The sequence below is a fragment of the Paracoccus homiensis genome, assembly GCF_900111675.1.
Classification (GTDB): domain Bacteria; phylum Pseudomonadota; class Alphaproteobacteria; order Rhodobacterales; family Rhodobacteraceae; genus Paracoccus; species Paracoccus homiensis.
In genome coordinates, this window is sequence record NZ_FOHO01000008.1 from 33317 (window position 1) to 57002 (window position 23686).

The window sequence follows — 23686 nt, forward strand, 5'->3', positions numbered from 1 at the left end:
CACAGGCAAGCTGACAGGTTTTTCATGCATATCGGCATACTTCAATGCGGACAGTCGCCCGCGCAATTGAAGGACGAACTGGGCGACTATCCCGACATGTTCGTGCGCCTGCTGGATGGGCGTGGCTTCGAATTCACCATCTGGCATGTCGAGGATATGCAGTTCCCCGATGACGTGGCGCAGGCCGATGGCTGGTTGCTGACCGGGTCGCGGCACGGGGCCTATGAGGATCATGCCTTCATCCCGCCGCTAGAGGATTTCATCCGCCGCGCCTATCAGGCTGCGGTGCCGATGGTGGGCATCTGTTTCGGCCATCAGATCATCGCGCAGGCACTTGGCGGGACCGTGGTGAAGCACCCCGAGGGATGGGCCGTCGGGGCGCAGGATTACGATTTCGGCGGGCAGCAGGTGACGCTGAACGCCTGGCATCAGGATCAGGTCGTCACCCTGCCCGAAGGCGCGCAGGTAACCGGTCGCAACGCATTCTGCGAGAATGCCGCGCTGGTCTATGACGATCGTGCCTTTACCGTGCAGGCGCATCCCGAATTTCAGGACGCATTCGTGCAGGGGCTGATGGACACCCGCGCCAAGGGCGTCGTGCCCCAGGATCTTCTGGATCAGGCAGCGGCGCGAATGGGGCAGGCCGACGGCTCGACCCTGCTGGCCGATCAGATCGAGGCGTTCTTCAAACAGCCGCGCCCGCTGGCCAAAGGTGCCGCATGAGTGCCGCCTGGACCGACAAGATCCCCGCCGCCGCGCGCGAATATCTGGCCGGGCGCCGCCTGGACGAGGTGGAATGCATCGTTGCCGATATTGCGGGCGTGGCCCGTGGCAAGGCGATGCCCGCGTCGAAATTCGCGCATCAGGATCAGTTCTACCTGCCGAACTCGATCTTTCTGCAGACGATCACCGGGGAATGGGCCGACAATCCCGCCGGGGCCTTTACCGAACCCGACATGATCCTGACGCCGGATTACACGACCGCCACGGCCGCGCCCTGGACGGCGGACTGGACGTTGCAGGTCATCCATGACGCCCATGATCAACAGGGCAACCCGGTGCCCATCGCACCGCGCAACGTGCTGAAGCGCGTCGTGCAGCTGTATCGCGATCGTGGCTGGAAGCCCGTCGTCGCCCCCGAGATGGAGTTCTTTCTGGTCGCCCGCAATGTCGACCCGAACCAGCCGATCATTCCGCCGATGGGTCGCACGGGCCGCCGCGCCGCCGCCAAGCAGGCCTATTCGATGTCGGCTGTCGACGAATATGGCAAGGTGATCGACGACATCTATGATTTCGCCGAGGCGCAGGGGTTCGAAATCGACGGCATCCTTCAGGAAGGCGGCGCCGGCCAGATCGAGATCAACCTGAATCATGGCGATCCCGTCGCGCTGGCGGATGAGATCTTCTATTTCAAGCGGATGATCCGCGAGGCCGCGTTGCGCCATGACTGCTTTGCCACCTTCATGGCCAAGCCCATCGAAGGTGAACCCGGCAGCGCGATGCATATCCACCATTCGGTCGTGGATATCGAAAACGGGCAGAACATCTTTTCCAGCCCGCAGGGCCAGGAAACCGACGCCTTTCTGCATTTCATCGGCGGGATGCAGCGGCATCTGCCGGCGGCCATCGCCCTGCTGGCACCCTATGTGAACAGCTATCGCCGCTATGTCCCCGACTTTGCCGCGCCAATCAATCTGGAATGGGGCCGCGACAACCGCACCACGGGCCTGCGCGTGCCGATCTCGGGGCCTGCCGCCCGGCGGATCGAGAACCGTCTGGCGGGGATGGATTGCAACCCCTATCTGGGGATCGCGGCGTCCCTTGCCTGCGGATATCTGGGACTGATCGAACAGGAAGGCCCGCGCGCCGAATATCTGGGCGACGCCTATATGTCGCAGGATGAACTGCCCTATAACCTTGGCGATGCGCTGGACCTGATGTCGGAAAATCAGGCGATGCGCGGTGTTCTGGGCCAAGAGTTCGCCGATGTTTACGAAGCCGTGAAGCGGAATGAATACAAAGAGTTCCTTCAGGTCATCAGCCCGTGGGAACGCGAACATCTGCTGCTGAACGTATGAACCTGCTGTATCTGAACGACCGGCGCGGGCAGTATCCCGGCAGCGTCTATGCCGATACGCGGCTGCCCTTCGACGATCAGCCCCGGATCCGGGGTGAACTGCGCGCCGATATCGCCGTGGTCGGCGGTGGCTATACCGGGTTGTCTGCGGCCCTGCATCTGGCGCGGCGCGGTTTTCAGGTCGCCTTGCTCGAGGCTCATCGCGTGGGGTTTGGGGCCTCGGGGCGCAATGGCGGTCAGATCGGTTCCGGTCAGCGGCAAGAGGTCGATTGGCTGGAAGACAATCTGGGCAGGCAGGCCGCCGCGCGGCTGTGGTCACTGGCCGAGGATGCCAAGGCGCTGGTCCGCGATCTGGCCGGTCAGGCGGACGTTCCGGTCCGCGACGGCATCGCCCATGCCTGCCGCAGCAAGGATGAGGTCGATCACGCCCGTGCGCTGGCGGATCGTCTGGCCCGCGATTACGACTATGACAAGGTGCAGCCGCTGGATGCAGAGGGCCTGTCCGCGTTGATCGGCAGCCCGGCCTATATCGGCGGTGATGTCGATTGGGGTGCGGCCCATGTGCACCCGCTGAACCTTGCCATCGGTATGGCAGGGCTGGCGCAGGGGGCCGGGGCGCGGATCTACGAAAACAGCCACGTCCATCGCATCACCCATGCCACCCGCGCGGGTGACAAAAGCGTGGTGCATTGCGACACCGGCAAGGTCATCTGCGATCATGTGGTTCTGGCGGGGAACGGCTATCTGGGCAATATCGCACCCAAGGTCTCGGCACGGGTGATGCCGATCAACAATTATATCGTCGCCACCCGCCCGCTTGGCGATGACTTCCCCGAGATCCTGCCCCGCGACACCGCCGTCGCCGACACCAAATTCGTGGTCAATTACTGGCGCATGGACGATCAGCGGCGGCTGATCTTCGGCGGTGGCGAAACCGCGACCTACAAATTTCCGAAGGATATCCGGGGCGTCGTGCGCCCGCATCTGCTGTCGGTCTATCCGCAGTTGAGCGATGTCGAACTGACCCATGCCTGGGGTGGCACGCTGGCGATCACCATGAACCGGATGCCGTATTTCGCGCGGCCTGCGCAGAACTGCCTGTCGGCCAGCGGGTTTTCCGGGCATGGCGTGGCGATGGCGACCCTGGCGGGGCGGCTGATGGCCGATGCGGTCGCAGGGCAGGCGGAAGGGTTCGACGCAATGGCCGCCGTGCCGACACGGCTGTTCCCCGGTGGCCGCTTCCTGCGCGCGCCGCTGCTGGTTGCGGGGATGGCATGGTATGGTCTGCGCGACCGGTTGGGGATCTAGCCCTCGATCCCCAGATCGGCCAGGACCCGCTGCCGGATCAGCGCCGAGTCGCGGTCATTCACGCCCAGCAGGCTTGCGACCAGCCGGATCATCGTTTCCTCATCGGCGTCGCGTCGCAGATCAGCATAGCACACCTCCCACAGGGCTGCGATGACGCCGGCGCGATCGTCCAGCGCGATCCGATCCTTGATCTGGCGGGTAAAGCGCACGGTATCGGGGGCCTCGGCCTCGATCGCCTCGGCCGTATGACGCCGCGCGGTTGCTTCGGCCTGCGACAGGCCACGGCGGCGGGCCAGAACCAGGTCGATCCGGTCCTTTTCGCTTTGCTCGTAATGGTTGTCCGCACGGGCAATCCGCACCAGCAGCGCCGCGATCGCGATCTCGGCATCCTCCGCGTCCAGCAAGGGTTGCTGGCGGTCATCCGCGAAAAGGTTTGCGATCAGGTTCTTGAACATGGGTCCAACATAATGGCTTTGCGGCCCGTCACAAGCGGCAATGCCTAGCCGTCCCAGCCTTCCACGATCACCAGATCGGCATCGCTGACCGGTGCGCGCAACGATTTGGCATGCTGATATTCGACGCTGTGATAACAGTCCTGCGCCGCCCGCAGCGACGGAAATTCGATCACGACGGTGCGGGCCCTTGCCGCGCCCTCGACCACATCCTGCGCGCCACCACGGACCAGAAACCGCCCGCCATATTTCTGAAATGCCACGGCGTTGGCCCTGCGATAGGCTTCATAGGCGGCGGGGTCGGTGACATCGACATGCCCGATCCAATAGGCTTTGCTCATGGTTTCTCCGGTATCCTGATCTGTCCGCTGGCGATATGCGCCGCGCGCCCGGCGACACGCGCCTGAACCAGCCGCCCCTGCCGGACGACCGCCGTCAAGCCGATGCGCGATGGGCGGCCCATTTCGATCCCTTGCTGCAACAGCAGCTGCGTCTCGCCCTCGGGCAACGCGCCCGAGGCCAGCAGTTGCGCCGCCAGAATGGCCGATGCCGACCCGGTTGCCGGATCCTCGGGGATCCCCGCATCAGGTGAAAACATCCGCGCCCGGTAACCGCTGCCCTCGCACAGATACAAATAGGCGCTGTCGACATGGGCTGCCTGCATCAGCTGCGCCCAGTAGGGCTGGATCGGCCGCGCCGCCGCCAGGTCCCGCAACGATCGCAGCGGTACATACAGAAAGGCGGGCCCGCCCTGCCAGATCATCGGTTGATGCCCGTCAAAGCCGATCGCATCCACTGGCAGCCCCAGGGCCTGCGCGATCAACCCGCGCTCGGTCTCGCCCGGATGCGGCACCGGCAGCTTCGGGGCGACCAGCTCGGCCTTGCCATCGGCGATGGTCACGGGCACCAGCCCGGCCTCTTCCTCCAGAACGATCCGACCCGGCTGGCCCTGTGCAAGATGCAGGGCACAGCCGATGGTGGGATGACCGGCAAAGGGAATCTCGGCGGTCGGAAAGAAGATCCGCACCCGCGCATCATGATCCGGATTGCGGGGGGCCATGACGAAGATCGTTTCCGACAGGTTGAACTGCCGCGCGATGATCTGCATCTGCCCCGTGCTCAGATCGTCGGCCCCCATGACGATCGCCAGGGGGTTGCCGCTGAAAGGGCGGTCGGTGAACACGTCGTAGATGTGAAATTCCAGCACCCTGCGCTTCTCCTTTGGCGAAATACCCCTCGGGGGAGTCGCGCGTCAGCGTTGCGGGGGCAGACAGCCCCCGCAACGCTGCCTGTCGGGCAATGGATCAGTATTTCTGCGGCACGTAAAGCTCGCGTGGCAGAACCTCGCGTTCATAGTCGGGATTGAAGACCCGTTCGGGCAGCTTGACCTCTTCATGGGGAACGTCGGTATAGGGGATCAGCCCCAGAAGATGGCTCATGCAGTTCAGGCGGGCGCGCTTCTTGTCGTTGCCGGGTACGATATACCAGGGCGCCTCGGGGATGTTCGTGCGCTCGAACATGTCCTCCTTGGCCTTGGTATAGCCTTCCCAGCGCACGCGCGATTGCAGGTCCATCGGCGACAGTTTCCACTGTTTCAGCGGGTCGTGAACGCGCATCAGAAAGCGCATCTGCTGTTCCTCGTCGGTGATCGAGAACCAGTATTTGATCACCCTGATCCCCGACCGCACCAGCATCCGTTCGAATTCGGGAACGTCCTGGAAGAACTGTTCGACCTGATCCTCATCGGCAAAGCCCATGACCCGCTCGACCCCGGCGCGGTTGTACCAGCTGCGGTCGAACAGCACGATTTCGCCCCCGGCGGGCAGGTGCGGGACATAGCGCTGGAAATACCATTGCGTCTTTTCCCGGTCCGAAGGCGCGGGCAGGGCCACCACACGCGCCACGCGCGGGTTCAGGCGCTGGGTGATCCGCTTGATCGCGCCACCCTTGCCTGCGGAATCGCGGCCCTCGAAGATGACGACGACCTTTTCCTTGTAATAGCTGACCCAGTCCTGCAGGCGGATCAGTTCGGCCTGCAGGCGCAGCAAATCCTGAAAATACAGCTTGCGGTCCATCTGGTTGGGATGGTGACTGCGATAGATGCGACGGATCTCGGCGGACAGGGTCGCGTCCTCCATCTCGATCTCGATATCCTCGTCCAGCGTGTCCTGAAGTTCGGCCTGCAACCAGTCCTTGGGTGTATCGTCCATGAATCTCTCCGCCTGTTGCGCCCCCTTTAGGACAGATATGTAACGGAATTACGGCTTTTGCGTCGCTACCGGCCAAAAGCCTGTGCGCAACTGCGCGTCACGGCCAGAACCATGCCGCCGCGATTGCCATCGACCGTGCCGCACCAGCTGCCCTTGGTGGTGAACAGGCTGCGGGTGCCGCGTGCGGGCCGATAGGCGATGCGGTTGCCATTGATGTCGAACAGGTTCAGCACGCCCCCCGCATTGGTCGCGTAATAGCCCAGAACGCCGCCATCGGCGGTGATGATCAGCCGCTTTTCATTGGCCGGATTGGTGGGCCTGTTTTCCCAGGCCGCGCCGGAATTGGCGGTGTTTCCCGATGAATTCCACGCCGCATTGGGCGAATTGGCGGCCTTCGCGGGGTTGTTGGCTGGATGGCCCGGCCCAAGATCGAAGGGCAGTTGCGTCGGGTCCAGGATGATTAGCGGGACGTCCGCCATTGCCGGGCCGGGCGGGGCGATCAGGAACAGGCAGGTCAGCAGGGTCGCGGCGCGCATGATATCCTTTCGGGGCTGCATGGGCGCATCATGCCAAATCGCATCGCGACCGAACAGCGCCTAGCATATGATCTGTTCCATCCGGTCCCATTCGGCCCGCGTGCCGGGAACCCCCAGCCGCACCCAACGGTCGGAATAAGGGAAGATCCGGCTCCAGACATGGGCGGCGGCCAGTTGGTCCTGCGCGGCCTTTGCGTCCGGAGTGTCGTACAGCCGGAACAGATGCGTCCCACCGACCGGATGCCATCCCGCAAGGCTGGCCAGGCGGTCCAGCCGAAGCCCGGCCTCGGCGTGATAGACGGTGGCGGCGTCGGCCCAGTCCAGATCGGCCATGGCGCGGGTGCCGATTTCCAGCGCGGTGCCGCTGACCGACCAGGGCGGTATGGCCGCACGACACCGGGCAATCAGGTCCGGCGCGGCGATCAGAAAGCCCAGCCGCACGCCCGCCAGCCCCCAGAACTTGCCGAAACTGCGCAGGATCAGCACGTTGTCGGGCGCGGTGGGGGCAAGGGACAGATCCGGGCGCGGATCGGCAAAGCTTTCATCGACGATCAGATGCCCGACCTGACGCGCCAGATCGGCAAGCGCCTGTGGTTGCCACTCGCGACCATCCGGGTTGTTGGGATTCACCACCACCGCCAGATCGGCACCGGCCATCTGGTCGATCCCCGCCGCATCGCCGACCTGCCAGCCCGCCGCGCGCAGGCTGGCGGCATGTTCGTTATAGCTGGGCGTCAGCACCGCTGCGCGCCCCGTGGGCAGGATCTGCGGCAACAGCTGGATCGGGACCGATGCGCCGGCCATCGGCAGCACCCGCGCCGGATCGCAGCCGAACCATGTCGCCGCGACCTGTTGCAACTTTTCTTCGGCGGCGCGGGTGGGCAGGGCGGTCCATGCCTCGGGCGTCAGAACGGGGACCGGCCAGGGTCTGCGATTGATGCCGGTGGACAGATCGATCCAGTCGCCCGCCCCAAAAATCGCCCTTGCCCTGTCGATATCGCCGCCGTGGTCGCGCTGCATCTTGTATCTTATCCCCAAGTTTCTTCGCTATCTGGTAGATTTATCCCCTGCTTTCCGCAATCCGGCATGGAAATTTCACTTTACACGCTGGCAATTCACGACCACGATATCTGGTAAGAACATTCGGGCACCTATGCCCGGTCTAGTGTGACCCACAAGGAATAGCGGCGGCAGAACCGCGTCCTTAGACATAGGCAGGATGCAGGCATGGCTCAGACCGATCATTTCATCGCCGGCGATGAGATCCACCCGATCGACATCGTCGAGGCCGTCGCGGCCCATCACGAATGGGATTTCGACCGGCTGGCCGATGATCAGATCGCCATGGTTGTCGAAGGGCAGTGGCGCAACTATTCGCTGACGCTGGCCTGGTCGGCGCGCGAAGAGGTTCTGCGCCTGATCTGCACCTTCGACATGGAGCCCCCGGCCGACCGTCTGCCCAAGATCTATGAGGTGTTGAACCTGACCAACGATCAGGTCTGGGACGGCGGCTTCACCTATTGGGCGCAGCAGCGGTTGATGGTGTGGCGCTATGGCCTGGTTCTGGCGGGCGAGGCCATCGCCTCGACCGAGCAGATCAACCAGATGATCAGCAACGCCCTGATCGCCTGCGAACGCTTCTATCCCTCGTTCCAGCTGGTCGGCTGGGGCAATACCGAACCGGCCGCCGCGCTGGACATCGCCTTGGGCGAGGCCTACGGACGGGCATAGGGGGCCGTCGCCCCCGGCAATGCAGCATGGGGGGTCTGATGAGCGATTTCGACGATATCAACACGCGCGGTCTGGTTCTGGTCGGGTGCGGCCGGATGGGCGGGGCCATGTTGAAGGGCTGGCTGGCACGCGGGCTGGAACCCGGCGCGGTCACGGTGATCGACCCCCGGCTTGCGCCCGAATGGCAGGACAAGGGCCTGCGCGTGAATGCCGAACTGCCCGAAAATCCCGCCGTGCTGGTGCTGGCCGTCAAGCCGCAGATGATGGCCGAGGCCCTGGGCGAGGTGCCCGTCCTGATCGACACGCTGGTCGTGTCGGTGGCCGCGGGCACCACGATCGCGACCTTCCAGAACAGCTTTCCCACCGCGCCGATCGTGCGCGTGATGCCCAACACGCCCGCCGCCATCGGCAAGGGCATTTCCGCCATGATCGGCAATGACAAGACCAGCGCGGCGCATCTGGATCTGGCGGAAACGCTGATGCGGGCCGTGGGGCGTGTCGTGCGGCTGGACAGCGAGGATCAGATGGACGCCGTGACCGGGCTGTCCGGCAGCGGCCCCGCCTATGTCTTTCACATGATCGAGGCGATGGCCAAGGCGGGCGAGGCGCAGGGCCTGTCGGCCGATCTGGCACTGGAACTGGCGCGGATGACCGTTGCCGGGGCAGGGGCGCTGGCCATCGATGCCGATGAGGATCCCGCCGTTCTACGCCAGAACGTCACCTCGCCCGGCGGAACGACCGCGGCAGGGCTGTCGGTGCTGATGGATGCGGATGCGGGTCTGCCGCCCCTGATGGCGCGCACCGTCGCGGCGGCGACCGAACGTGGCCGCGAATTGGGAAAGGGCAACGCGTGACGATCAGTTTCGATGATTTCCTGAAGGTCGATATCCGCGTCGCGACGATCACCCGCGCCGAGCCGTTCCCCGAAGCCCGCAAGCCCGCCATCAAGCTGTGGGTCGATCTGGGTGAGATGGGCGAGCGGAAATCCTCGGCCCAGATCACGCGACATTACGATCCCGAATCGCTGGTCGGCAAGAAGGTCCTGTGCGTGGTGAATTTCCCGCCGCGCCAGATCGGCCCCGTCCGGTCCGAGGTTCTGGTGCTGGGCGTGCCCGACGAGGATGGCGAGGTGGTGCTGATCGGGCCCGATCTGAATGTGCCGAATGGCGGAAGGTTGTTCTGATGAAGCTGCTTGTTACCCGGCCCATGACCGAAACGGCCACCACCGCGCTTGCCGCACGCTTTGACGTGACCTTCCGTGACAACACGCCATTGACCGTGGAACAGGCCGCGCAGGCGATGCGCGATTACGACGCGATCATCCCGACCCTGGGCGACGGATTTGCCGCCGCCGCCTTTGCGGGCGATCTGCGCTGCAAGGTGCTGGCGAATTTCGGCGCGGGCTTCAACCATATCGATATCGAGGCCGCGCGGCAGGCCGGGGTGACGGTCACCAACACCCCCGATGTCGTCACCGATGCTACCGCCGATATCGCGATGACGCTGATCCTGATGACCCTGCGCCGCGCCAGCGAGGGCGAGCGGATCCTGCGCGCGGGCGAATGGACCGGCTGGAACCCGACGCAGCTTCTGGGGGGCAATGTCACCGGTCGCACGGTCGGCATCATCGGCATGGGCCGGATCGGCAAGGCCATTGCCCGCCGCTGTCATTTCGGCTTTGGCATGCGGGTGGTGTTTCACAACCGCTCGAACGTGTCCGCGCTGGACGTGCCGGCGCGGCAGATGGCCGATCTGCCCCAGATGCTTGATGCCTGCGACGTGGCGGTCATCGCCGTGCCGGGTGGGGCGGGCACCCGCCACCTGATCGGCCCCGAGGAACTGCGCAAGCTGGGTCCGCGCGGCTATCTGGTGAATATCGCCCGCGGCGATGTCGTCGATGAGGCGGCGCTGATCCAGGCGTTGAACGCGGGCGGCATCGCCGGTGCCGGGCTGGATGTCTATGAACGCGAACCGCAGGTGCCGCAGGCGCTGATCGACGCGCCGAATGCCACGCTGCTGCCGCATCTGGGCACCGCCACCGATGAAGTCCGGACCGAGATGGCGATGCGGGCCATGCAGAACCTGCTGGCATTTCTGGAGGGGCAGCGACCTCAGGATCTTGTGACTTAACAAAGGCAATATCCCGGAACTGTCGGCCCTGCGCGCTTGTTTCCTGACCATACACAGGCAGACATCCGAAAGGGGATGACATGAACTGGGATATCGTCAAAGGAAAATGGAAGCAGATGACCGGCGCCGTCCGGGAAAAATGGGGCGAACTGACCGAGGATGAGGTCGCCCAGATGGAGGGCGACCGCGATCAGTTGGTCGGCAAGCTGCAGGAACGCTATGGCTGGACCAAGAACGAGGCCGAGCGTGAGGTCGACGATTATTTCCGCGACAAGGTCTAGGTCGCGGATGTCAGATCATTCGGGGGCGTCCGGCAACGGGCGCCCCTTTCACGTCGCGGGTGGCACTTCGGACAGGGCTGGTGCTATGCCGGGCGGGCAGGATTCCCGTCCGGGTCAGGAGATGTCGATGCTGTATGCCTATACCACCCGTGCGGGAAAGATCGTGCGGCTTCAGCCGGGCGATGAACTGCAATCCGCGATCTGGATCGATCTGGTGCAGCCCGGCGATGCCGAGATCCGCCAGCTGCGCGAGATCGGCGTCGATGTGCCCAGCCTTGCCGAGATGGAAGAGATCGAGATCTCGAACCGTCTGTATCGCGAAAACGGGCTGGACTACATGACCGGGGTGATCCCCGGCGAACGGGCGGATGGCGGGCGCGAGGCGATGCCCGTCAGCTTTATCCTGTCCGATCAGCGTCTGGTCACGGTGCGCCACCACTCGCCGCGGCCATTTCTGACCTTCCCGGAGCGTGCCGAGCGTTCGACCTTGGGCTGTTCGACCCCCGATCGCCTGTTCATGGGCCTGATCGACGAAATCATCGCCCGGCTGGCCGACATTCTGGAAGGATCGGGGCGGGTTCTGGACCGCTCGATGGCCAGTGTGTTCGAGCGCGGCGCCAGCAGCGCCGCCTCGGACCGGCTGCAAGAGGCGTTGCAGGAGATCGGGCGCGAGGCCGAATTGCTGTCGCGGGTGCGCCTTGGCCTGCTGACGATCGAGCGGATCCTGGCCTTCTATATCTCGATCATCGACGAACGCCCCGAGGCCAAGCGCCTGCGCCCGGTCATCAAGGGACAGCTGCGCGATGTTCAGGCGCTGGAGGTGCATGCCGATTTCCTGTCCTCGCGCGTCAGTCTGGGCGTGGACACGACGCTTGGCATGATCAACCTTCAGCAAAACAACACGGTCCGGATCCTGTCGGTGGTCGCGGCGCTGTTCCTGCCGCCGACCCTGATTGCCAGCATCTACGGAATGAACTTTGCCAATATGCCGGAACTGGACAAGCCGTGGGGTTATCCGATGGCTCTGGGTCTGATGGCGGCCACGGCGGCCGCCGTCTGGTTCGTGCTGCGCTGGCGGAAATGGCTGTAGCCCGCGCTACATCTGGTCGATCAGGTCCAGCATTTCGGGCGGCAACTGATCTTCGCGCAGGGTAAAGACCTGCGGGTTTTCCTGCCCCTCGGTCACGGTGATGCGATAGGTCAGGCGGTCGGCACAATCGGGGCAGGGCGTGCGTGTCAGACGCTGCAATTCGCGGGGTTCGAACGCGTCGCACAGTTCCTGCTGCATCTGACGGGGTTGCTGATCCACGTCGATGGTCTTTTTCATCGCGGCGGCGGTGATCCCGCCAAAGCCGCCCTGCGCCGTGATGTCGATGATCATGGCAACGCATCCACCAAGTAAGCTGCTCATCCCCGTAAAATAGGGCTAGATCGCGATTCCGACAAGTTTCCACGCACGGCGCAGCAAGACCGCCTCGATCGTGCCGCGCCCGGCGATGGCGGTGACGGCATCCATCGTCTGATCGGCCCATTGCTGAAAGCTGGCCATCGGATTGTTCAGCTGTTGCAGGGCACGGTACCAGACCTGACCGGGCAGTTCCCAGGACTTGCCGCCGATATAGTTGCAGAACAGGTAGAAGGCGTGGTTCGGAATGCCCGAATTGATATGCACGCCGCCGTTGTCTTCGGTCGTGGTCACGAAATGGTCCATGTGCCAGGGCTGCGGGTCCTGGCCCAGAAGATCGTCGGCATAGGCCGTGCCGGGGGCCTTCATGCTGCGCAGCGCGACGCCGTTGATGCCAGGGCCCAGAATGCCGCGACCGACCAGCCAGTCGGCGTCGTGGATCTGCTGGCCCAGGCTGCGTTGCAACGACAGGGCGCCAAACACGTCGGCGATGCTTTCGTTCAGTGCGCCCGACTGGTTTTCATAGATCAGACCGCCGGAATGCTGGATCACGCCATGGGCCATTTCATGGCCGATCACCGACAGTTCCAGAAAGGTGCGGAACACTTCGCCGTCGCCGGTGCCATAGGCCATCTGGTCGCCGTTCCAGAAGGCGTTGTTGTAATTGCGCCGGTGCCGCACCGTCGCGATCAGCGGCATGCCCGCCCCGTCCAGCGAGTTGCGGCCATATTCATCGGCAAACAGCGAAAACACCTGACCCGCGCCGTCATAGGCCAGATCGACATCCGCATCCCCGGTCGCGTCGTCACCTTCGGCCCGCACCAGCCTGCCAGGCAGGGCGGCCTTGCCGTCGCCATCGTGAATGCGGCGGTCGGGACAGCAAAGCCCCTCGGCAGGGCTGACGGCGTGGGGGGCAAAGGTGCCGCCATCCTGCGCGGGTGGCGGCGGGCTGACATGTTCGGCGCGTTCGTCGCGCAGGGCGGCATTCTGTTTCAGAAGCGACCGCGCCATGCGCGCCGTCTTGTCATCGCCCCGCAGCGCCATCACCCGCAGCATATGCGGCGGGACGATGCAGTTCAGCGGGTTGTGCGGCGACGAACAGCCAAGGGACAGGCACATGGGCAACTCCGTTCCAGATGGTTCGCGCTATGGTAGCACGGAACACATCGAGAACGAACGCCCTTTATTCGATCCGCGCGCCGCTTTGCCGATCAAACAGATGCAGCTTGTCCTGCGCCGCGGTCAGTCGCAGCGTGTCGGACAGGGGAGCGGTCGGGGGCATGGTGATCGTGATCGCCTCGCCCGCCGTGTGGCCGTGGACCAGTCGCTGTGCGCCCAGTTCCTCGACCGCCTGCACCTGCATTTCGATCGGGCCATCGGCGGCGACGGTCAGATCCTCGGGGCGGATGCCGACGGTGCCTGCATGGGCGGTGCCCGGCAGATAGGGGACGGCACGGGCGTCGATCAGGTTCATCGCGGGCGAACCGATGAAGCCTGCCACGAAGGTCGAGGCCGGCTTGCGATACACCTCAAGCGGGGTGCCGATCTGTTCGATCCGGCCCGCGTTCAGGACCACCAGCCGATCGGCCAGCGTCATCGCCTCTAGCTGGTCGTGGGTCACGTAAAGCGAGGTCGTGCCCAGACGTTTCTGCAATTCCTTGATCTCTAGGCGCATGGTCACGCGCAGCTTGGCGTCAAGGTTCGACAGCGGTTCATCGAACAGGAACGCCGCCGGTTCGCGCACGATGGCGCGGCCCATCGCCACGCGCTGACGCTGACCGCCCGACAGGGCGCGCGGCTTGCGGTCAAGGAATTGGCCGATTTGCAGGATCTCGGCGGCGTCATTGACGCGGCGGTCGATCTCGGCCTTGGGGGTGCGGCGGTTCTTCAGGCCATAGGCCAGATTCTGGCGCACCGACATATGCGGGTAAAGCGCATAGTTCTGAAACACCATGGCGATGTCGCGATCGGCCGGTTCGACCTTGTTCACGACCTTGTCGCCGATGCGGATTTCGCCGTCGGTGATGGTTTCCAGACCGGCGACCATGCGCAGCAGCGTGGATTTGCCACAGCCCGAGGGGCCGACCAGCACGATGAATTCGCCGTCGGCGATCTGGATGTTCACATCGCCGATGGCGCGGGTGCCGCCGGGATAGACCTTGCCGACATTGTCGAGGGTAATTGAGGCCACGTTCTTATTTCTCCGTCTCGACCAGACCTTTGACGAACAGCTTTTGCATGCCGATGACGACCGCGACGGGCGGCAGCATCGCCATGACAGCGGTCGCCATGACCAGATGCCATTGCGGCAGACCATCCACCGCGTCGGCCATGCGTTTGATGCCCGCGACGATGGTATAGTACTGCGCGTCTGTGGTGATGAGCAGCGGCCAGAGATATTGGTTCCAGCCATAGATGAACAGGATGACGAACAGCGCCGCCATATTGGTCCGCGACAATGGCAGCAGGATGTCGCGGAAGAATTTCATGGGGCCCGCGCCGTCGATGCGTGCGGCCTCGACCAGCTCGTCCGGCATGGTCAGGAACACCTGCCGGAACAGGAAGGTCGCTGTGGCGCTGGCGATCAGCGGGATCGACAGGCCGGCATAGCTGTTCAACAGGCCCAGACCGGCCACGACCTGGAAGGTCGGCACGATCCGCACCTCGACCGGCAGCATCAGCGTCACGAAGATGCACCAGAAGGCCAGCCCGCGCAGCGGAAAGCGGAAATAGACGATGGCAAAGGCCGACAGGATCGAGATGGCGATCTTGCCCAATGCGATGGCCAGCGCCATGATCAGGCTGTTCAGCATCATCCGCGCGACCGGGGGCGTGCCGCTGGTCGAGACGCCGGAATCCAGCATGCGGCTGTAATTCTCGATCAGATGCGGGCCGGGCAAAAGGGGGATGGTGCCCGACATGAAGTCGGTCGCCGTATGGGTCGAGGCGACAAAGGCCACCCACAGGGGCAGACCCACGACGACGACGCCAAGGATCAGCACCAGGTGGGACAGGATGTTCAGTCCGGGGCGGTTCTCGATCATCAGTATTCGACCTTCTTTTCGACCCAGCGGAACTGCACGACCGTCAGGGCGATCACCAGCAGCATCAGCACAACCGATTGCGCCGCCGAACTGCCGATATTCTGACCCACGAAGCCATCGAAATAGACCTTGTAGACCATGATGTTGGTGGCCTGCGCCGGTCCGCCTTCTGTCGTGGCGTCGATGACGCCGAAGGTGTCGAACATGGCGTAGACGATATTGACGACCAGCAGGAAGAAGGTCGTCGGCGACAAAAGCGGGAAGGTGATGTCGAAAAAGCGCCGGATCGGGCCTGCGCCGTCGATCGCCGCAGCCTCGCGCAGCGACGCCGGGATCGCCTGAAGACCCGCCACGAAGAACAGGAAGTTATAGCTGATCTGCTTCCACGCGCTGGCGATCACCACCAGGCCCATCGCCTGATTGGGGTTCTGGATGTGGTTCCAGTCATAGCCGATCAGGTCCAGCGCATAGGGCAGGACGCCGATGGTGGGGTTGAAGATGAACCACCACAGGATACCCGCAACGGCCGGCGCGACCGCATAGGGCCAGACCAGCAGCGTCGTATAGATGCGCGAAGACCGCAGCATCCGGTCGACCGAGACCGCCATCAGCAGCGATACCCCCATCGACAACAGCGTGACCGACACCGCAAAGACGGCCGTCACCTGAAGGGAATTCATGTATTCGGGGCTGTCGACCAGCGCCCGGAAATTGGCCAGCCCGACAAAGCTGGTCTTGATGCCGAAAGCGTCCTCGCGAAGAAAGCTTTGCCAGATGGCCTGACCCGCCGGCCACAGAAAGAAGATGAAGGTGATGGCAAGCTGCGGCGCCAGCAAAAGCCAGGGCAGCAATTGGTTGCTGAAGATGGTGCGCTTCATCGGATGTCCGGTCGGAAGAATAGGAACAGGGGCCACGCGGCTGCGCGGCCCCCTTTGTGGGGTAAGACGGGCTTACTGGTTCTGCGCCGCGAATTCCTGGATCAGCTTGTTGCCACGCTCGACAACGCCGTCCAATGCGCCCTGCGCGTCCTTGGCACCCGAAAGCAACTGCTCGAACTCTTCGTCGATGATGCCGCGGATCTGGACGTAGTTGCCGAAACGCAGCCCTTTCGAGTTCTCGGTCGGCGCGTTCAGCGTGATCTGCTGCAGCCCGACTTCGGCGCCCGGATTTTCGGAATAGTAGTTCTGTTCCTTGCCCAGGTCATAGGCCGCCTGCGTGATCGGCAGATAGCCCGAGAACTGGTGCCAGTCGGCCTGAACTTCGGGGCTGGACAGGTATTCGAAGAACTTGGCCGTGCCGGCATATTCTTCGTCCGACTTGCCCGACAGCACCCACAGGGTCGCGCCGCCGATGATCGAGTTCTGCGGTGCGCCCTCGATATCGTCGTAATAGGGCAGCATGCCGAAGCCGACTTCGAAGTCCTGGGCGTTGGCCATGACACCGGCGCGGCTGGCCGAGCTGTTCATGATCATGGCGCATTCCTGCGAATAGAACATCGGGGGGGCGTTGTCGCCGCCGACCGGGCCGCCATATTTGAAGATGCCTTCATCGGCCCATTTCTTCAGCGTGGTCCAGTGCTGCACCTGGGCCGGGCCGTTGACGGTCAGCTCGCTGTCCAGACCGCCGAAGCCGTTCTGGTTGGTGCCGATGGGCTGGTTGTGCCAGGCGCTGAAATTCTCGGTCTGGATCCAGCTGATCCAGCCAGTGGTAAAGCCGCAGCTGGCCGCGCCGCTTTCCATGATCTTCTTGGAAAATTCTTCCATCTCGCCCCAGGTCTTCGGGGGCTGTTCCGGATCGAGGCCGGCTTTTTCGAACACGTCCTTGTTGTAATACAGGATCGGGGTCGAGCTGTTGAACGGCATCGACAGCATGTTGCCATCGGTATCGGTGTAATAACCCACGACGGCGGGCAGGAAGGCGTTCTGATCGAACTGGACGTCATTGTCCTGCATCAGCTGATAGACCGGGACGATGGCGCCCTCGGCGGCCATCATCGTGCCGGTGCCGACCTCGAAGACCTGCACGATGGCGGGCTGTTCCTTGGCGCGGAACGCCGCGATCGCCGCGGTCATCGTTTCGGGATAGGTGCCCTTGTAGGACGGGATGACGTTATAGTCGTCCTGGCTGTCGTTGAAGCCCTTGACGATTTCTTCCAGCTTGGCGCCCAGTTCGCCACCCATGGCGTGCCACCACTGGATATCGGTTTTGGCATGGGCGGCCGACAGCGACGCGACAAGCGCCACCGCGGATGCGGTGATCAGACGGTTCATAAGGTTCCCTCCCAATGGAGTTGCGTTTCGGACGCTGGCCTAGCGGTCAAGCGTGACGAACACACAACATTATTGTGAAGGAAATGTGACAGTATTTGATCGGATGGTCAACGCTTGGGTGCGAATTGTGTTGCGGCGGGTTTCGAAAATTTTCCCTGATATTCGTATGGGTTGCGCGCATGTTCAGCGCGCAACCGTGCGACGGGGGATCATTCCGCCGCGTCACCGCCCTTGAAGCGCGCGATCAGCGGCAGCACCGTCGCGGCCAGCAGCGGGTTGATCGCCCGCTCGACCACGGGGATCAGGATCAGGCCAAGCGCCAAACCGAAGACGCCGTCGAAAAACGCCGTGGTGGCCCATGCGGCAAGGCCCTGGATGCCGGCTGCGGCATGGCCCGCGATTTCGGCCATGTGGTGGATCCAGTCATAGGGCGCGTGCCAGCCCAGATCGGCCAGCCCGTGGCTCACGATATTGCCGCCGACCCACAGCATCGCGGCGGTGCCGACGATGGTCAGCGCCTTCATGAAGCCCGGCATGAACTTGACGATCCCGCGCCCCAGCGCCGCCAGAAGGCCGCCACGTTCGGTCGCAAGATGCATCCCCACGTCATCGGCCTTCACGATCAGCGCCACCGCGCCATAGACCGCGATCGTGATGCCGACGGCGACCACCGCCAGAATGATCGCCTTCATCAAAAGGGTATCGGTCGCGGGAATGGTGGACAGGGCAATGGTCATGATCTCAGCCGACAGGATGAAATCGGTCTTGATCGCCCCTGCGACGCGCTGTTCCTCCAGCGCGGCGCCGCCGCCTTCGGGATGGGTGTGCTTTTCGCTGTCATGCCGGTCGCCGCGATGGGCAAAGACATGGGCGATCTTCTCGGCGCCCTCAAAGCACAGATAGGCGCCGCCGATCATCAGAAGCGGCGTGATCAGCCAGGGCGCAAAGACCGACAGGATCAGCGCGACGGGCAGCAGGATCACCAGCTTGTTGAAAAACGACCCTCTGGCGATCTTCCAGACGATGGGCAACTCTCGCTCGGCCTTGAAGCCGTGCAGGTATTTCGGCGTGACCGCCGCATCGTCGATCAGCGCACCGGCCGCCTTGGCCCCGGCCTTGGCCGCCTGTCCGGCCACATCGTCGATCGATGCCGCCGCCACCTTGGAAATGCTGGCAACGTCGTCCAGCAGCGCGATTAGCCCGCTCATCAGTCCTACCTGTCCCGTTCATCGCAGTTACCCGACCTTTCACTGCAACGCAGGCTGGCGCAACCCGGTTCACCCCACGTAAAAGCCCGCGCCGAGGGGTGGCGCGGGCCAGTGGCCTGCCGGGGACTGGCAGGCGCGTCCGTGCGTGACTTACATCTTGGGCATCAGCACGGTGTCGATGACGTGGATCACGCCGTTCGACTGATCGACATCGGGAATGTTCACCGTGGCGACATTGCCGTTTTCATCGGTCAGTTGCAGCGCGTTGTTGTCGGGGTTGATCGAGGCGGTCAGAACGCAGCCGCCCACCGTTTCGACCGGATGCTGGCCGCCGTCATCCATGATCATCTTGCCGATGGCCGGCGACATCGCATCCGCCGCGACGACGTGGCAGGTCAGCACTTTGGCCAGCTGATCCTTGTTTTCAGGCTTCAGCAGGTCCGCCACCGCGGCTTCGGGAAGTTTGGCGAAGGCGGCATTGGTCGGCGCAAAGACGGTGAAGGGGCCGGGGCCGGACAGCGTATCAACCAGCCCGGCAGCCTTGACGGCCTCGACCAGGGTGGTGTGATCGGCCGAGTTCACGGCATTCTCGACGATGTTCTTGTTGGGAAACATCTCGGCGCCGCCGACCATGGTGTTGGCGGCAAAGGCTGCGACCGACAGGGTTGCGGTGACGGCAGTGGCGCCCAGGGCGGTGAAAATACGGTTCATGTGAAGTTCCTCCGTGTGGCATTTCAGCGGACCGATCGGGTCCGGATGCCAACAACCACGCAGGAAGGCGGGCAGAAGTTGCCTGCCCGCCCTGAAAAACCGACATCACAAACGTGTGAGGTCCGCGACGGCGACGATCGGGCCTGTCGCCTGCCCTGTGGGCGAACCACCGGCGGGTTCATCCGTCAGCGCGATCTTGATCCCCTCGGTGGGGTCCAGATCGGCGGGCAGCTCCATCCGGGCATTGCCGCTGCGCGGGACCAGCCCGATCGAGATCGGCGCGCTGCCATCGGGCTTGATCCACCAGATCTCCAGGTCGCGGCCTTCGCCGGCCGCGCCATCCTGCAGGTCGATTTCCATCTCGCGTCCATCCAGACGGGCGGCGACACGCAGATCGCCGGCCTCGGATTGCAGCTGTGCCTGATAATCGGGCTGCGCGCCCGTCGGGGTGATCGGCGCGTTGCCGGGCAGCCACAGGAAGGCCGCGACCGCCGCCACGGCGACCAGCCCCGCCAGCGCGCCGATAGGCCCGCGCCACCAAGGGCGGGTTTCGGTCGGATCCTCGGCCAGCGGCGCCATCCCGAAGCCCAGCCTTTCGCGGATGCCCTGCTTGGCGCGGGCCGGAGCCATGACCGGCGTCAACTGCATCGCCAGACCGGCCAGCCGTTCCTGCCAGTCGCGGACCTGCTGCGCGAAGCCCGCATCCTCGGTCATGCGGGTCGTCGCGGCCTCGGCTTCGGGACCTTCCAGCAGTCCAAGCGCCAGCTCGGCCGCAAGGGCGCTGTCATGTTCATCCGGGGTCAGGGGGGTGTCTTCGGTCATCTGGTGACACAGTCCTTCAGGCGCAGAAGGCTGCGGCGCAGCCAGCTGCGGACGGTGTTGACGGGTTTGCCCTCGCGTTCGGCCAGATCGGCATAGGTCACGCCTTCCAGATAGACCGCGCGCACGGCACCGGCCTGCTGATCGGCCAGCTGTGCAAGGCATTCATCCAGCATTTCCCATTCCTGCGCACGGATCGTCGCAGCCTCGGGGCTGGGCTCGCCCGAGGGCAGGACGGCCGCCGCATCGGTCGGGGCGGTCGCGGGGCGCGAACTGCGGGCCCGCAGCCTGTCGATTGCGCGATTGCGGGCGATGGTGATCAGCCAGGTCATCGGCGACAACCCGTTCGAGGCATAGCGCGTCGCGTTCTGCCAAATCTTGATATAGACCTCTTGCAGGGTTTCTTCGGCCTCGGGCCGATCCTTCAGGACCGACAGGCAGACCGCATGCAACTTGGCCGAAGTCGCGTCATACAGCGCCTCGAACGAATCGCGGTCGCCAAGCGCGATCCGCGCGATCATTTCTTCCAGCTCTAGCCTGCGGGCATCCTGCACGCCAAACCTCGTGGTTCCGGGATTGTTGCGGCTACCTTATGGACCGTCCCGGCACGCGTCAACGCGACCACGGCTTGCACTGTGGCTGCGAATGCGCGATCAAGGCGCGGATGCGAGGAAAGGGCCCGAGGATGCTGGACGCGAACGCGAAACCTACCGAAGAGATCGACCTGCGCGAGGTGTTCGGTCTGGACAGCGACATGAAGGTGAAAGGCTTTGCCGAACGCACCGATCGCGTTCCGGAAATCGACAGCACCTACAAGTTCGATCCCGACACCACGATGGCGATCCTTGCAGGCTTTGCCTATAACCGTCGCGTCATGATCCAGGGCTATCACGGCACCGGCAAATCGACCCATATCGAACAGGTCGCCGCCCGCCTGAACTGGCCCTGTGTACGTGTGAACCTGGACAGCCATGTCAGCCGGATCGACCTGATCGGCAAGGACGCGATCAAGCTTGTCGATGGCAAGCAGGTCACGGTGTTCCACGAAGGCATCCTGCCCTGGGCGCTGCGCAACCCGACCGCGATCGTATTCGACGAATATGATGCAGGTCGCGCCGATGTGATGTTCGTGATCCAGCGCGTTCTGGAAACCGACGGCAAGCTGACCTTGCTGGACCAGAACGAAGTGATCACGCCGCATCCCTGTTTCCGGCTGTTCGCGACGGCGAATACCGTCGGTCTGGGCGATACGACGGGTCTTTACCATGGCACGCAGCAGATCAACCAGGGTCAGATGGACCGCTGGTCGCTGGTCTCGACGCTGAACTACCTGTCGCATGACGCCGAAACCGCGATCGTGCTGTCGAAGAACCCGACCTGGAATACGGAAAAGGGGCGCAAATCCATCGGTCAGATGGTGACGCTGGCCGATCTGACCCGCACCGCCTTCATGCAGGGCGACCTGTCGACGGTGATGTCGCCGCGGACCGTGATCGCATGGGCGCAGAACGCGCGCATCTTCGACAATATCGGCTATGCCTTCCGCCTGACCTTCCTGAACAAATGCGACGAGTTGGAACGCCAGACGGTGGCCGAGTTCTATCAGCGCCTGTTCGACGAGGAACTGCCCGAAAGCGCCGCCGCAAAAGCCCTGTGAGCCCGCTGCGGCACCATCTTGTGCCGCTGTGCCTGTCCCTGACCGCGGGGCAGGCGGCTGCGGACGGGCTGACACCGCAAGAGGCGGCAGTCCTGCCGCGCGTGTTGCAGGCCGTCACGGTCGAGATATCTGCCGATCACATCGGTGAGGAACGCGCCATTCTTGTCGCGGGCGATCCCGCGGATGCGGGCGGCGCGGATCTGGTGATCCTGGCGTCATCGCCCGACGAGGCTGCGGGTCAGCCCATCGCCATCGGCCGCAACCTGGTCTGGATGGGGTCGATGGCCGGACAGATCCCGACCCTGACCGTGTCCGCGACGGGCAGCCTGCAATTGCGCGCCGAACAGATCGGTGTCGGGCGTTCCCCTTGGGAAGAGGTGCTGACCTTTGCCGAACGCGACGGGCAGATCCGCGTGGCCGGCTATACCCTGCGTCAATGGGACCGGCTGACCGCGGCCTCGGCCAGTTGCGACTGGAACCTGCTGACGGGACGCTGGGTGCGGGACATCGAATATCCCGACCGCGCTGCGTCGCATGACAGCGGCATCCAACCCGCGCTGCGCCTGTTGGCCGACTGGGATTCCGGACAGGACGGCTGGCCGGATTTTTGCGCGGTCGACCTGACGCAGGACTGATGCCTGACGCAGCGTCGGCTCTTGCGGTTTTCAGATGAGTTCTCGGCCTTGTTGTGATACCTAATCAGGCCACATATTGATACGACATTCCTTGCTGGCCCTACAAAAGGACCTCTCGATGCCGATTATTCTGGTTTACAGTCCAAGTGATTTCACCGTCACCCCGCCTGCCGAAAGCGGCGCGGCGGCAGCGGGCACGGCCCCCTTCACGCTGACCCTGCGACCAGATGCGAGACCGACGGCCATCGACATCTTGGACAACGACCTGATCATCGACGAGATCGATGGCAGTCAGGTCCTGAACCAGCCGGCTGATCTGGATGGGCAGACCCTTCCGGCGGGAACTACGGTCAGCACGGCGTATGACCTGATCAACAGCACCACTGGACACAAGGTCACCGCGTTGCATTTTGGCGGTGACGGTTACCAGCAGGGGGCGATCGACGGCATCATCTCGACCGTGGCGCTGCAACCGGGGCAAAGCTATACATTCAATATCGAACGCACGTCCCACCGGCAGCAGAACGAATATACCGGCTACGTCGCCTGTCTTGCCCGTGACACGCGGGTTCGGACCGACCGGGGCGAGGTCGCGGTGCAGGATCTTGCGGCGGGCGATCTGGTGCAGACACAGGACCACGGCTGGCAGCCCCTGCGCCTGCTGTTGTCGCGCCGGGTCCAGCCTGCGGAACTGGCCAGAAATTCCAAGCTGCGCCCTGTCAGGATCACGGCGGGGGCAATGGGAAATGGGCTGCCGGTCGCCGATCTTCTGGTATCGCCGCAGCACCGGATGCTGGTTGCTTCGCCGATCGTGCAGCGCATGTTCAGCCAGCCCGAGGTTCTGATAGCGGCAAAAAAGCTGACCGCTATCCCCGGCATCTATATCGATATGGACGCCAGTTCGGTCGAGTATTTCCATCTGGTCTTCGATGATCATCAGATCATCTTTGCCGAGGGTGCACCCACCGAAAGCTTTCTTGCCGCGCCGATTGGGATCGCGGCGCTTTCAGATGAAGCGCAGGCCGAGTTTCGGACCCTATTCGGTCAGCCGGGCATCGCATCGCCCGCGCGCATGATCCCGGAAAACAGGCGTCAGCGGGATCTGGCCGCGCGGCACGCAAAGAACGCCAAGGACCTGCTATAGCGGCAAACTGACGGCGAAGCCGGCTGTTCTGCGGCCAGACACTTGCCCTGCGCCGCAGGTGGTGTTCT

The 23686-nt window shown here is 63.7% G+C and carries 28 protein-coding genes; 12 read left to right on the forward strand and 16 right to left on the reverse strand.

The genetic code is table 11. From position 1 onward, the window contains the following. Positions 1-24: 24 nt before the first annotated feature. Genes BMX67_RS11770 through BMX67_RS11780 form a run of 3 tightly spaced genes read left to right on the forward strand, consistent with a single transcriptional unit; the run spans position 25 to position 3385 of the window. Positions 25-723 carry a type 1 glutamine amidotransferase gene (locus tag BMX67_RS11770; RefSeq protein WP_090735137.1) on the forward strand — a complete coding sequence of 233 codons (699 nt, stop codon included), beginning with the start codon at positions 25-27 and terminating at the stop codon, positions 721-723. Beyond that, entirely contained in the window at positions 720-2078 is a 1359-nt protein-coding gene (locus tag BMX67_RS11775) for a glutamine synthetase family protein (RefSeq protein ID WP_090735138.1), read from the forward strand. Before BMX67_RS11770 ends, BMX67_RS11775 begins: the two co-directional genes overlap by 4 nt. Then, positions 2075-3385 (forward strand): NAD(P)/FAD-dependent oxidoreductase, encoded by a 1311-nt coding sequence (locus tag BMX67_RS11780; protein ID WP_090735140.1) that lies wholly within the window; start codon positions 2075-2077, stop codon positions 3383-3385. The genes BMX67_RS11775 and BMX67_RS11780 overlap by 4 nt, the downstream gene beginning before the upstream one ends. Here the strand turns inward: BMX67_RS11780 and BMX67_RS11785 are convergent. From BMX67_RS11785 to cobD, 6 genes are all read right to left on the reverse strand, one after another. Next, on the reverse strand, positions 3382-3840 hold the full coding sequence (locus BMX67_RS11785; protein ID WP_090735141.1) for a tellurite resistance TerB family protein: 459 nt from the start codon (positions 3838-3840) through the stop codon (positions 3382-3384). The genes BMX67_RS11780 and BMX67_RS11785 overlap by 4 nt on opposite strands. Before the next feature lie 44 nt (positions 3841-3884). Beyond that, positions 3885-4178: a DUF1330 domain-containing protein gene (locus BMX67_RS11790; protein WP_090735143.1), complete on the reverse strand. Its 294-nt coding sequence runs from the start codon at positions 4176-4178 to the stop codon at positions 3885-3887. After that, entirely contained in the window at positions 4175-5044 is an 870-nt protein-coding gene (locus BMX67_RS11795; RefSeq protein ID WP_090735145.1) for a PhzF family phenazine biosynthesis protein, read from the reverse strand. The genes BMX67_RS11790 and BMX67_RS11795 overlap by 4 nt, the downstream gene beginning before the upstream one ends. A 97-nt stretch (positions 5045-5141) precedes the next feature. Then, on the reverse strand, positions 5142-6047 hold the full coding sequence (gene ppk2, locus BMX67_RS11800) for a polyphosphate kinase 2 (RefSeq protein ID WP_090735147.1): 906 nt from the start codon (positions 6045-6047) through the stop codon (positions 5142-5144). A gap of 65 nt (positions 6048-6112) precedes the next feature. Then, positions 6113-6583: a hypothetical protein gene (locus tag BMX67_RS11805; RefSeq protein ID WP_090735455.1), complete on the reverse strand. Its 471-nt coding sequence runs from the start codon at positions 6581-6583 to the stop codon at positions 6113-6115. 60 nt (positions 6584-6643) lie between these two features. Beyond that, positions 6644-7603 carry a threonine-phosphate decarboxylase CobD gene (gene cobD / locus BMX67_RS11810; RefSeq protein WP_090735148.1) on the reverse strand — a complete coding sequence of 320 codons (960 nt, stop codon included), beginning with the start codon at positions 7601-7603 and terminating at the stop codon, positions 6644-6646. 207 nt (positions 7604-7810) lie between these two features. Here cobD and BMX67_RS11815 point away from each other — a divergent pair, with 207 nt between their 5' ends. The 6 genes from BMX67_RS11815 (at position 7811) to BMX67_RS11840 (ending at position 11815) form a co-directional block, all read left to right on the forward strand. Continuing rightward, entirely contained in the window at positions 7811-8314 is a 504-nt protein-coding gene (locus BMX67_RS11815) for a type III secretion system chaperone family protein (RefSeq protein WP_090735150.1), read from the forward strand. A 38-nt stretch (positions 8315-8352) separates the two neighbouring features. Continuing rightward, complete coding sequence (gene proC / locus BMX67_RS11820) at positions 8353-9168, forward strand: pyrroline-5-carboxylate reductase (RefSeq protein WP_090735152.1); 816 nt, start codon at positions 8353-8355, stop codon at positions 9166-9168. Continuing rightward, positions 9165-9497: a tRNA-binding protein gene (locus BMX67_RS11825; RefSeq protein WP_090735154.1), complete on the forward strand. Its 333-nt coding sequence runs from the start codon at positions 9165-9167 to the stop codon at positions 9495-9497. Before proC ends, BMX67_RS11825 begins: the two co-directional genes overlap by 4 nt. Continuing rightward, positions 9497-10444, forward strand: coding sequence for a 2-hydroxyacid dehydrogenase (locus tag BMX67_RS11830; protein ID WP_090735156.1), 948 nt, complete (start codon positions 9497-9499; stop codon positions 10442-10444). Before BMX67_RS11825 ends, BMX67_RS11830 begins: the two co-directional genes overlap by 1 nt. Before the next feature lie 80 nt (positions 10445-10524). After that, entirely contained in the window at positions 10525-10725 is a 201-nt protein-coding gene (locus tag BMX67_RS11835; RefSeq protein WP_090735158.1) for a CsbD family protein, read from the forward strand. Between the two features lie 127 nt (positions 10726-10852). After that, the gene (locus BMX67_RS11840) at positions 10853-11815 is read left to right on the forward strand and encodes a magnesium transporter CorA family protein (RefSeq protein WP_090735457.1); all 963 of its coding nucleotides are present in this window, start codon (positions 10853-10855) and stop codon (positions 11813-11815) included. A gap of 6 nt (positions 11816-11821) precedes the next feature. Here the strand turns inward: BMX67_RS11840 and BMX67_RS11845 are convergent, their stop codons facing one another. From BMX67_RS11845 to BMX67_RS11890, 10 genes are all read right to left on the reverse strand, one after another. After that, complete coding sequence (locus BMX67_RS11845; RefSeq protein ID WP_139206512.1) at positions 11822-12136, reverse strand: protealysin inhibitor emfourin; 315 nt, start codon at positions 12134-12136, stop codon at positions 11822-11824. Positions 12137-12151: 15 nt separating this feature from the next. Continuing rightward, complete coding sequence (locus tag BMX67_RS11850; RefSeq protein ID WP_090735162.1) at positions 12152-13249, reverse strand: M4 family metallopeptidase; 1098 nt, start codon at positions 13247-13249, stop codon at positions 12152-12154. 64 nt (positions 13250-13313) lie between these two features. Then, positions 13314-14321, reverse strand: coding sequence for a sn-glycerol-3-phosphate import ATP-binding protein UgpC (locus BMX67_RS11855; RefSeq protein WP_090735163.1), 1008 nt, complete (start codon positions 14319-14321; stop codon positions 13314-13316). Between the two features lie 4 nt (positions 14322-14325). Continuing rightward, positions 14326-15174 carry a sn-glycerol-3-phosphate ABC transporter permease UgpE gene (ugpE, locus tag BMX67_RS11860; RefSeq protein WP_090735165.1) on the reverse strand — a complete coding sequence of 283 codons (849 nt, stop codon included), beginning with the start codon at positions 15172-15174 and terminating at the stop codon, positions 14326-14328. Further along, the gene (gene ugpA / locus BMX67_RS11865) at positions 15174-16052 is read right to left on the reverse strand and encodes a sn-glycerol-3-phosphate ABC transporter permease UgpA (RefSeq protein ID WP_090735167.1); all 879 of its coding nucleotides are present in this window, start codon (positions 16050-16052) and stop codon (positions 15174-15176) included. Before ugpA ends, ugpE begins: the two co-directional genes overlap by 1 nt. Before the next feature lie 72 nt (positions 16053-16124). Continuing rightward, a complete protein-coding gene (gene ugpB, locus BMX67_RS11870) occupies positions 16125-17444 on the reverse strand; it encodes a sn-glycerol-3-phosphate ABC transporter substrate-binding protein UgpB (protein ID WP_090735169.1) in 1320 nt (439 codons plus the stop codon). Between the two features lie 209 nt (positions 17445-17653). Beyond that, on the reverse strand, positions 17654-18652 hold the full coding sequence (locus tag BMX67_RS11875; RefSeq protein ID WP_090735172.1) for a DUF808 domain-containing protein: 999 nt from the start codon (positions 18650-18652) through the stop codon (positions 17654-17656). 150 nt (positions 18653-18802) lie between these two features. Further along, complete coding sequence (locus tag BMX67_RS11880; RefSeq protein ID WP_090735175.1) at positions 18803-19363, reverse strand: fasciclin domain-containing protein; 561 nt, start codon at positions 19361-19363, stop codon at positions 18803-18805. Between the two features lie 105 nt (positions 19364-19468). Further along, a complete protein-coding gene (locus BMX67_RS11885; protein WP_090735178.1) occupies positions 19469-20185 on the reverse strand; it encodes an anti-sigma factor in 717 nt (238 codons plus the stop codon). After that, positions 20182-20736: a sigma-70 family RNA polymerase sigma factor gene (locus BMX67_RS11890; RefSeq protein WP_342707920.1), complete on the reverse strand. Its 555-nt coding sequence runs from the start codon at positions 20734-20736 to the stop codon at positions 20182-20184. Before BMX67_RS11890 ends, BMX67_RS11885 begins: the two co-directional genes overlap by 4 nt. Positions 20737-20867: 131 nt before the next feature. On the opposite strand from BMX67_RS11890, the gene cobS reads away from it, so the two are divergent. The 3 genes from cobS to BMX67_RS11905 all read left to right on the forward strand — a co-directional run bounded on the left by cobS (position 20868) and on the right by BMX67_RS11905 (position 23618). Next, positions 20868-21839 (forward strand): cobaltochelatase subunit CobS, encoded by a 972-nt coding sequence (gene cobS / locus BMX67_RS11895; RefSeq protein ID WP_090735184.1) that lies wholly within the window; start codon positions 20868-20870, stop codon positions 21837-21839. Beyond that, positions 21836-22474, forward strand: a complete 639-nt coding sequence (locus BMX67_RS11900) for a hypothetical protein (RefSeq protein ID WP_090735186.1) — start codon at positions 21836-21838, stop codon at positions 22472-22474. The genes cobS and BMX67_RS11900 overlap by 4 nt, the downstream gene beginning before the upstream one ends. A 118-nt stretch (positions 22475-22592) precedes the next feature. Then, complete coding sequence (locus tag BMX67_RS11905) at positions 22593-23618, forward strand: Hint domain-containing protein (RefSeq protein WP_090735189.1); 1026 nt, start codon at positions 22593-22595, stop codon at positions 23616-23618. Positions 23619-23686 lie beyond the last annotated feature (68 nt).

Bases quoted from the DNA above. Each gene is read 5' to 3' on its own strand.
- BMX67_RS11875 (WP_090735172.1), bottom strand. From the start codon at position 18,652: ATGAGCGGGCTAATCGCGCTGCTGGACGACGTTGCCAGCATTTCCAAG.
- BMX67_RS11830 (WP_090735156.1), top strand. From the start codon at position 9,497: ATGAAGCTGCTTGTTACCCGGCCCATGACCGAAACGGCCACCACCGCG.
- BMX67_RS11845 (WP_139206512.1), bottom strand. From the start codon at position 12,136: ATGAGCAGCTTACTTGGTGGATGCGTTGCCATGATCATCGACATCACG.
- BMX67_RS11780 (WP_090735140.1), top strand. From the start codon at position 2,075: ATGAACCTGCTGTATCTGAACGACCGGCGCGGGCAGTATCCCGGCAGC.
- cobD (WP_090735148.1), bottom strand. From the start codon at position 7,603: ATGCAGCGCGACCACGGCGGCGATATCGACAGGGCAAGGGCGATTTTT.
- BMX67_RS11790 (WP_090735143.1), bottom strand. From the start codon at position 4,178: ATGAGCAAAGCCTATTGGATCGGGCATGTCGATGTCACCGACCCCGCC.
- BMX67_RS11785 (WP_090735141.1), bottom strand. From the start codon at position 3,840: ATGTTCAAGAACCTGATCGCAAACCTTTTCGCGGATGACCGCCAGCAA.
- BMX67_RS11815 (WP_090735150.1), top strand. From the start codon at position 7,811: ATGGCTCAGACCGATCATTTCATCGCCGGCGATGAGATCCACCCGATC.
- BMX67_RS11905 (WP_090735189.1), top strand. From the start codon at position 22,593: ATGCCGATTATTCTGGTTTACAGTCCAAGTGATTTCACCGTCACCCCG.
- ugpA (WP_090735167.1), bottom strand. From the start codon at position 16,052: ATGAAGCGCACCATCTTCAGCAACCAATTGCTGCCCTGGCTTTTGCTG.
- BMX67_RS11805 (WP_090735455.1), bottom strand. From the start codon at position 6,583: ATGCGCGCCGCGACCCTGCTGACCTGCCTGTTCCTGATCGCCCCGCCC.
- cobS (WP_090735184.1), top strand. From the start codon at position 20,868: ATGCTGGACGCGAACGCGAAACCTACCGAAGAGATCGACCTGCGCGAG.
- ppk2 (WP_090735147.1), bottom strand. From the start codon at position 6,047: ATGGACGATACACCCAAGGACTGGTTGCAGGCCGAACTTCAGGACACG.
- BMX67_RS11880 (WP_090735175.1), bottom strand. From the start codon at position 19,363: ATGAACCGTATTTTCACCGCCCTGGGCGCCACTGCCGTCACCGCAACC.
- ugpB (WP_090735169.1), bottom strand. From the start codon at position 17,444: ATGAACCGTCTGATCACCGCATCCGCGGTGGCGCTTGTCGCGTCGCTG.
- BMX67_RS11840 (WP_090735457.1), top strand. From the start codon at position 10,853: ATGCTGTATGCCTATACCACCCGTGCGGGAAAGATCGTGCGGCTTCAG.
- BMX67_RS11885 (WP_090735178.1), bottom strand. From the start codon at position 20,185: ATGACCGAAGACACCCCCCTGACCCCGGATGAACATGACAGCGCCCTT.
- BMX67_RS11775 (WP_090735138.1), top strand. From the start codon at position 720: ATGAGTGCCGCCTGGACCGACAAGATCCCCGCCGCCGCGCGCGAATAT.
- BMX67_RS11835 (WP_090735158.1), top strand. From the start codon at position 10,525: ATGAACTGGGATATCGTCAAAGGAAAATGGAAGCAGATGACCGGCGCC.
- BMX67_RS11770 (WP_090735137.1), top strand. From the start codon at position 25: ATGCATATCGGCATACTTCAATGCGGACAGTCGCCCGCGCAATTGAAG.
- ugpE (WP_090735165.1), bottom strand. From the start codon at position 15,174: ATGATCGAGAACCGCCCCGGACTGAACATCCTGTCCCACCTGGTGCTG.
- BMX67_RS11850 (WP_090735162.1), bottom strand. From the start codon at position 13,249: ATGTGCCTGTCCCTTGGCTGTTCGTCGCCGCACAACCCGCTGAACTGC.
- proC (WP_090735152.1), top strand. From the start codon at position 8,353: ATGAGCGATTTCGACGATATCAACACGCGCGGTCTGGTTCTGGTCGGG.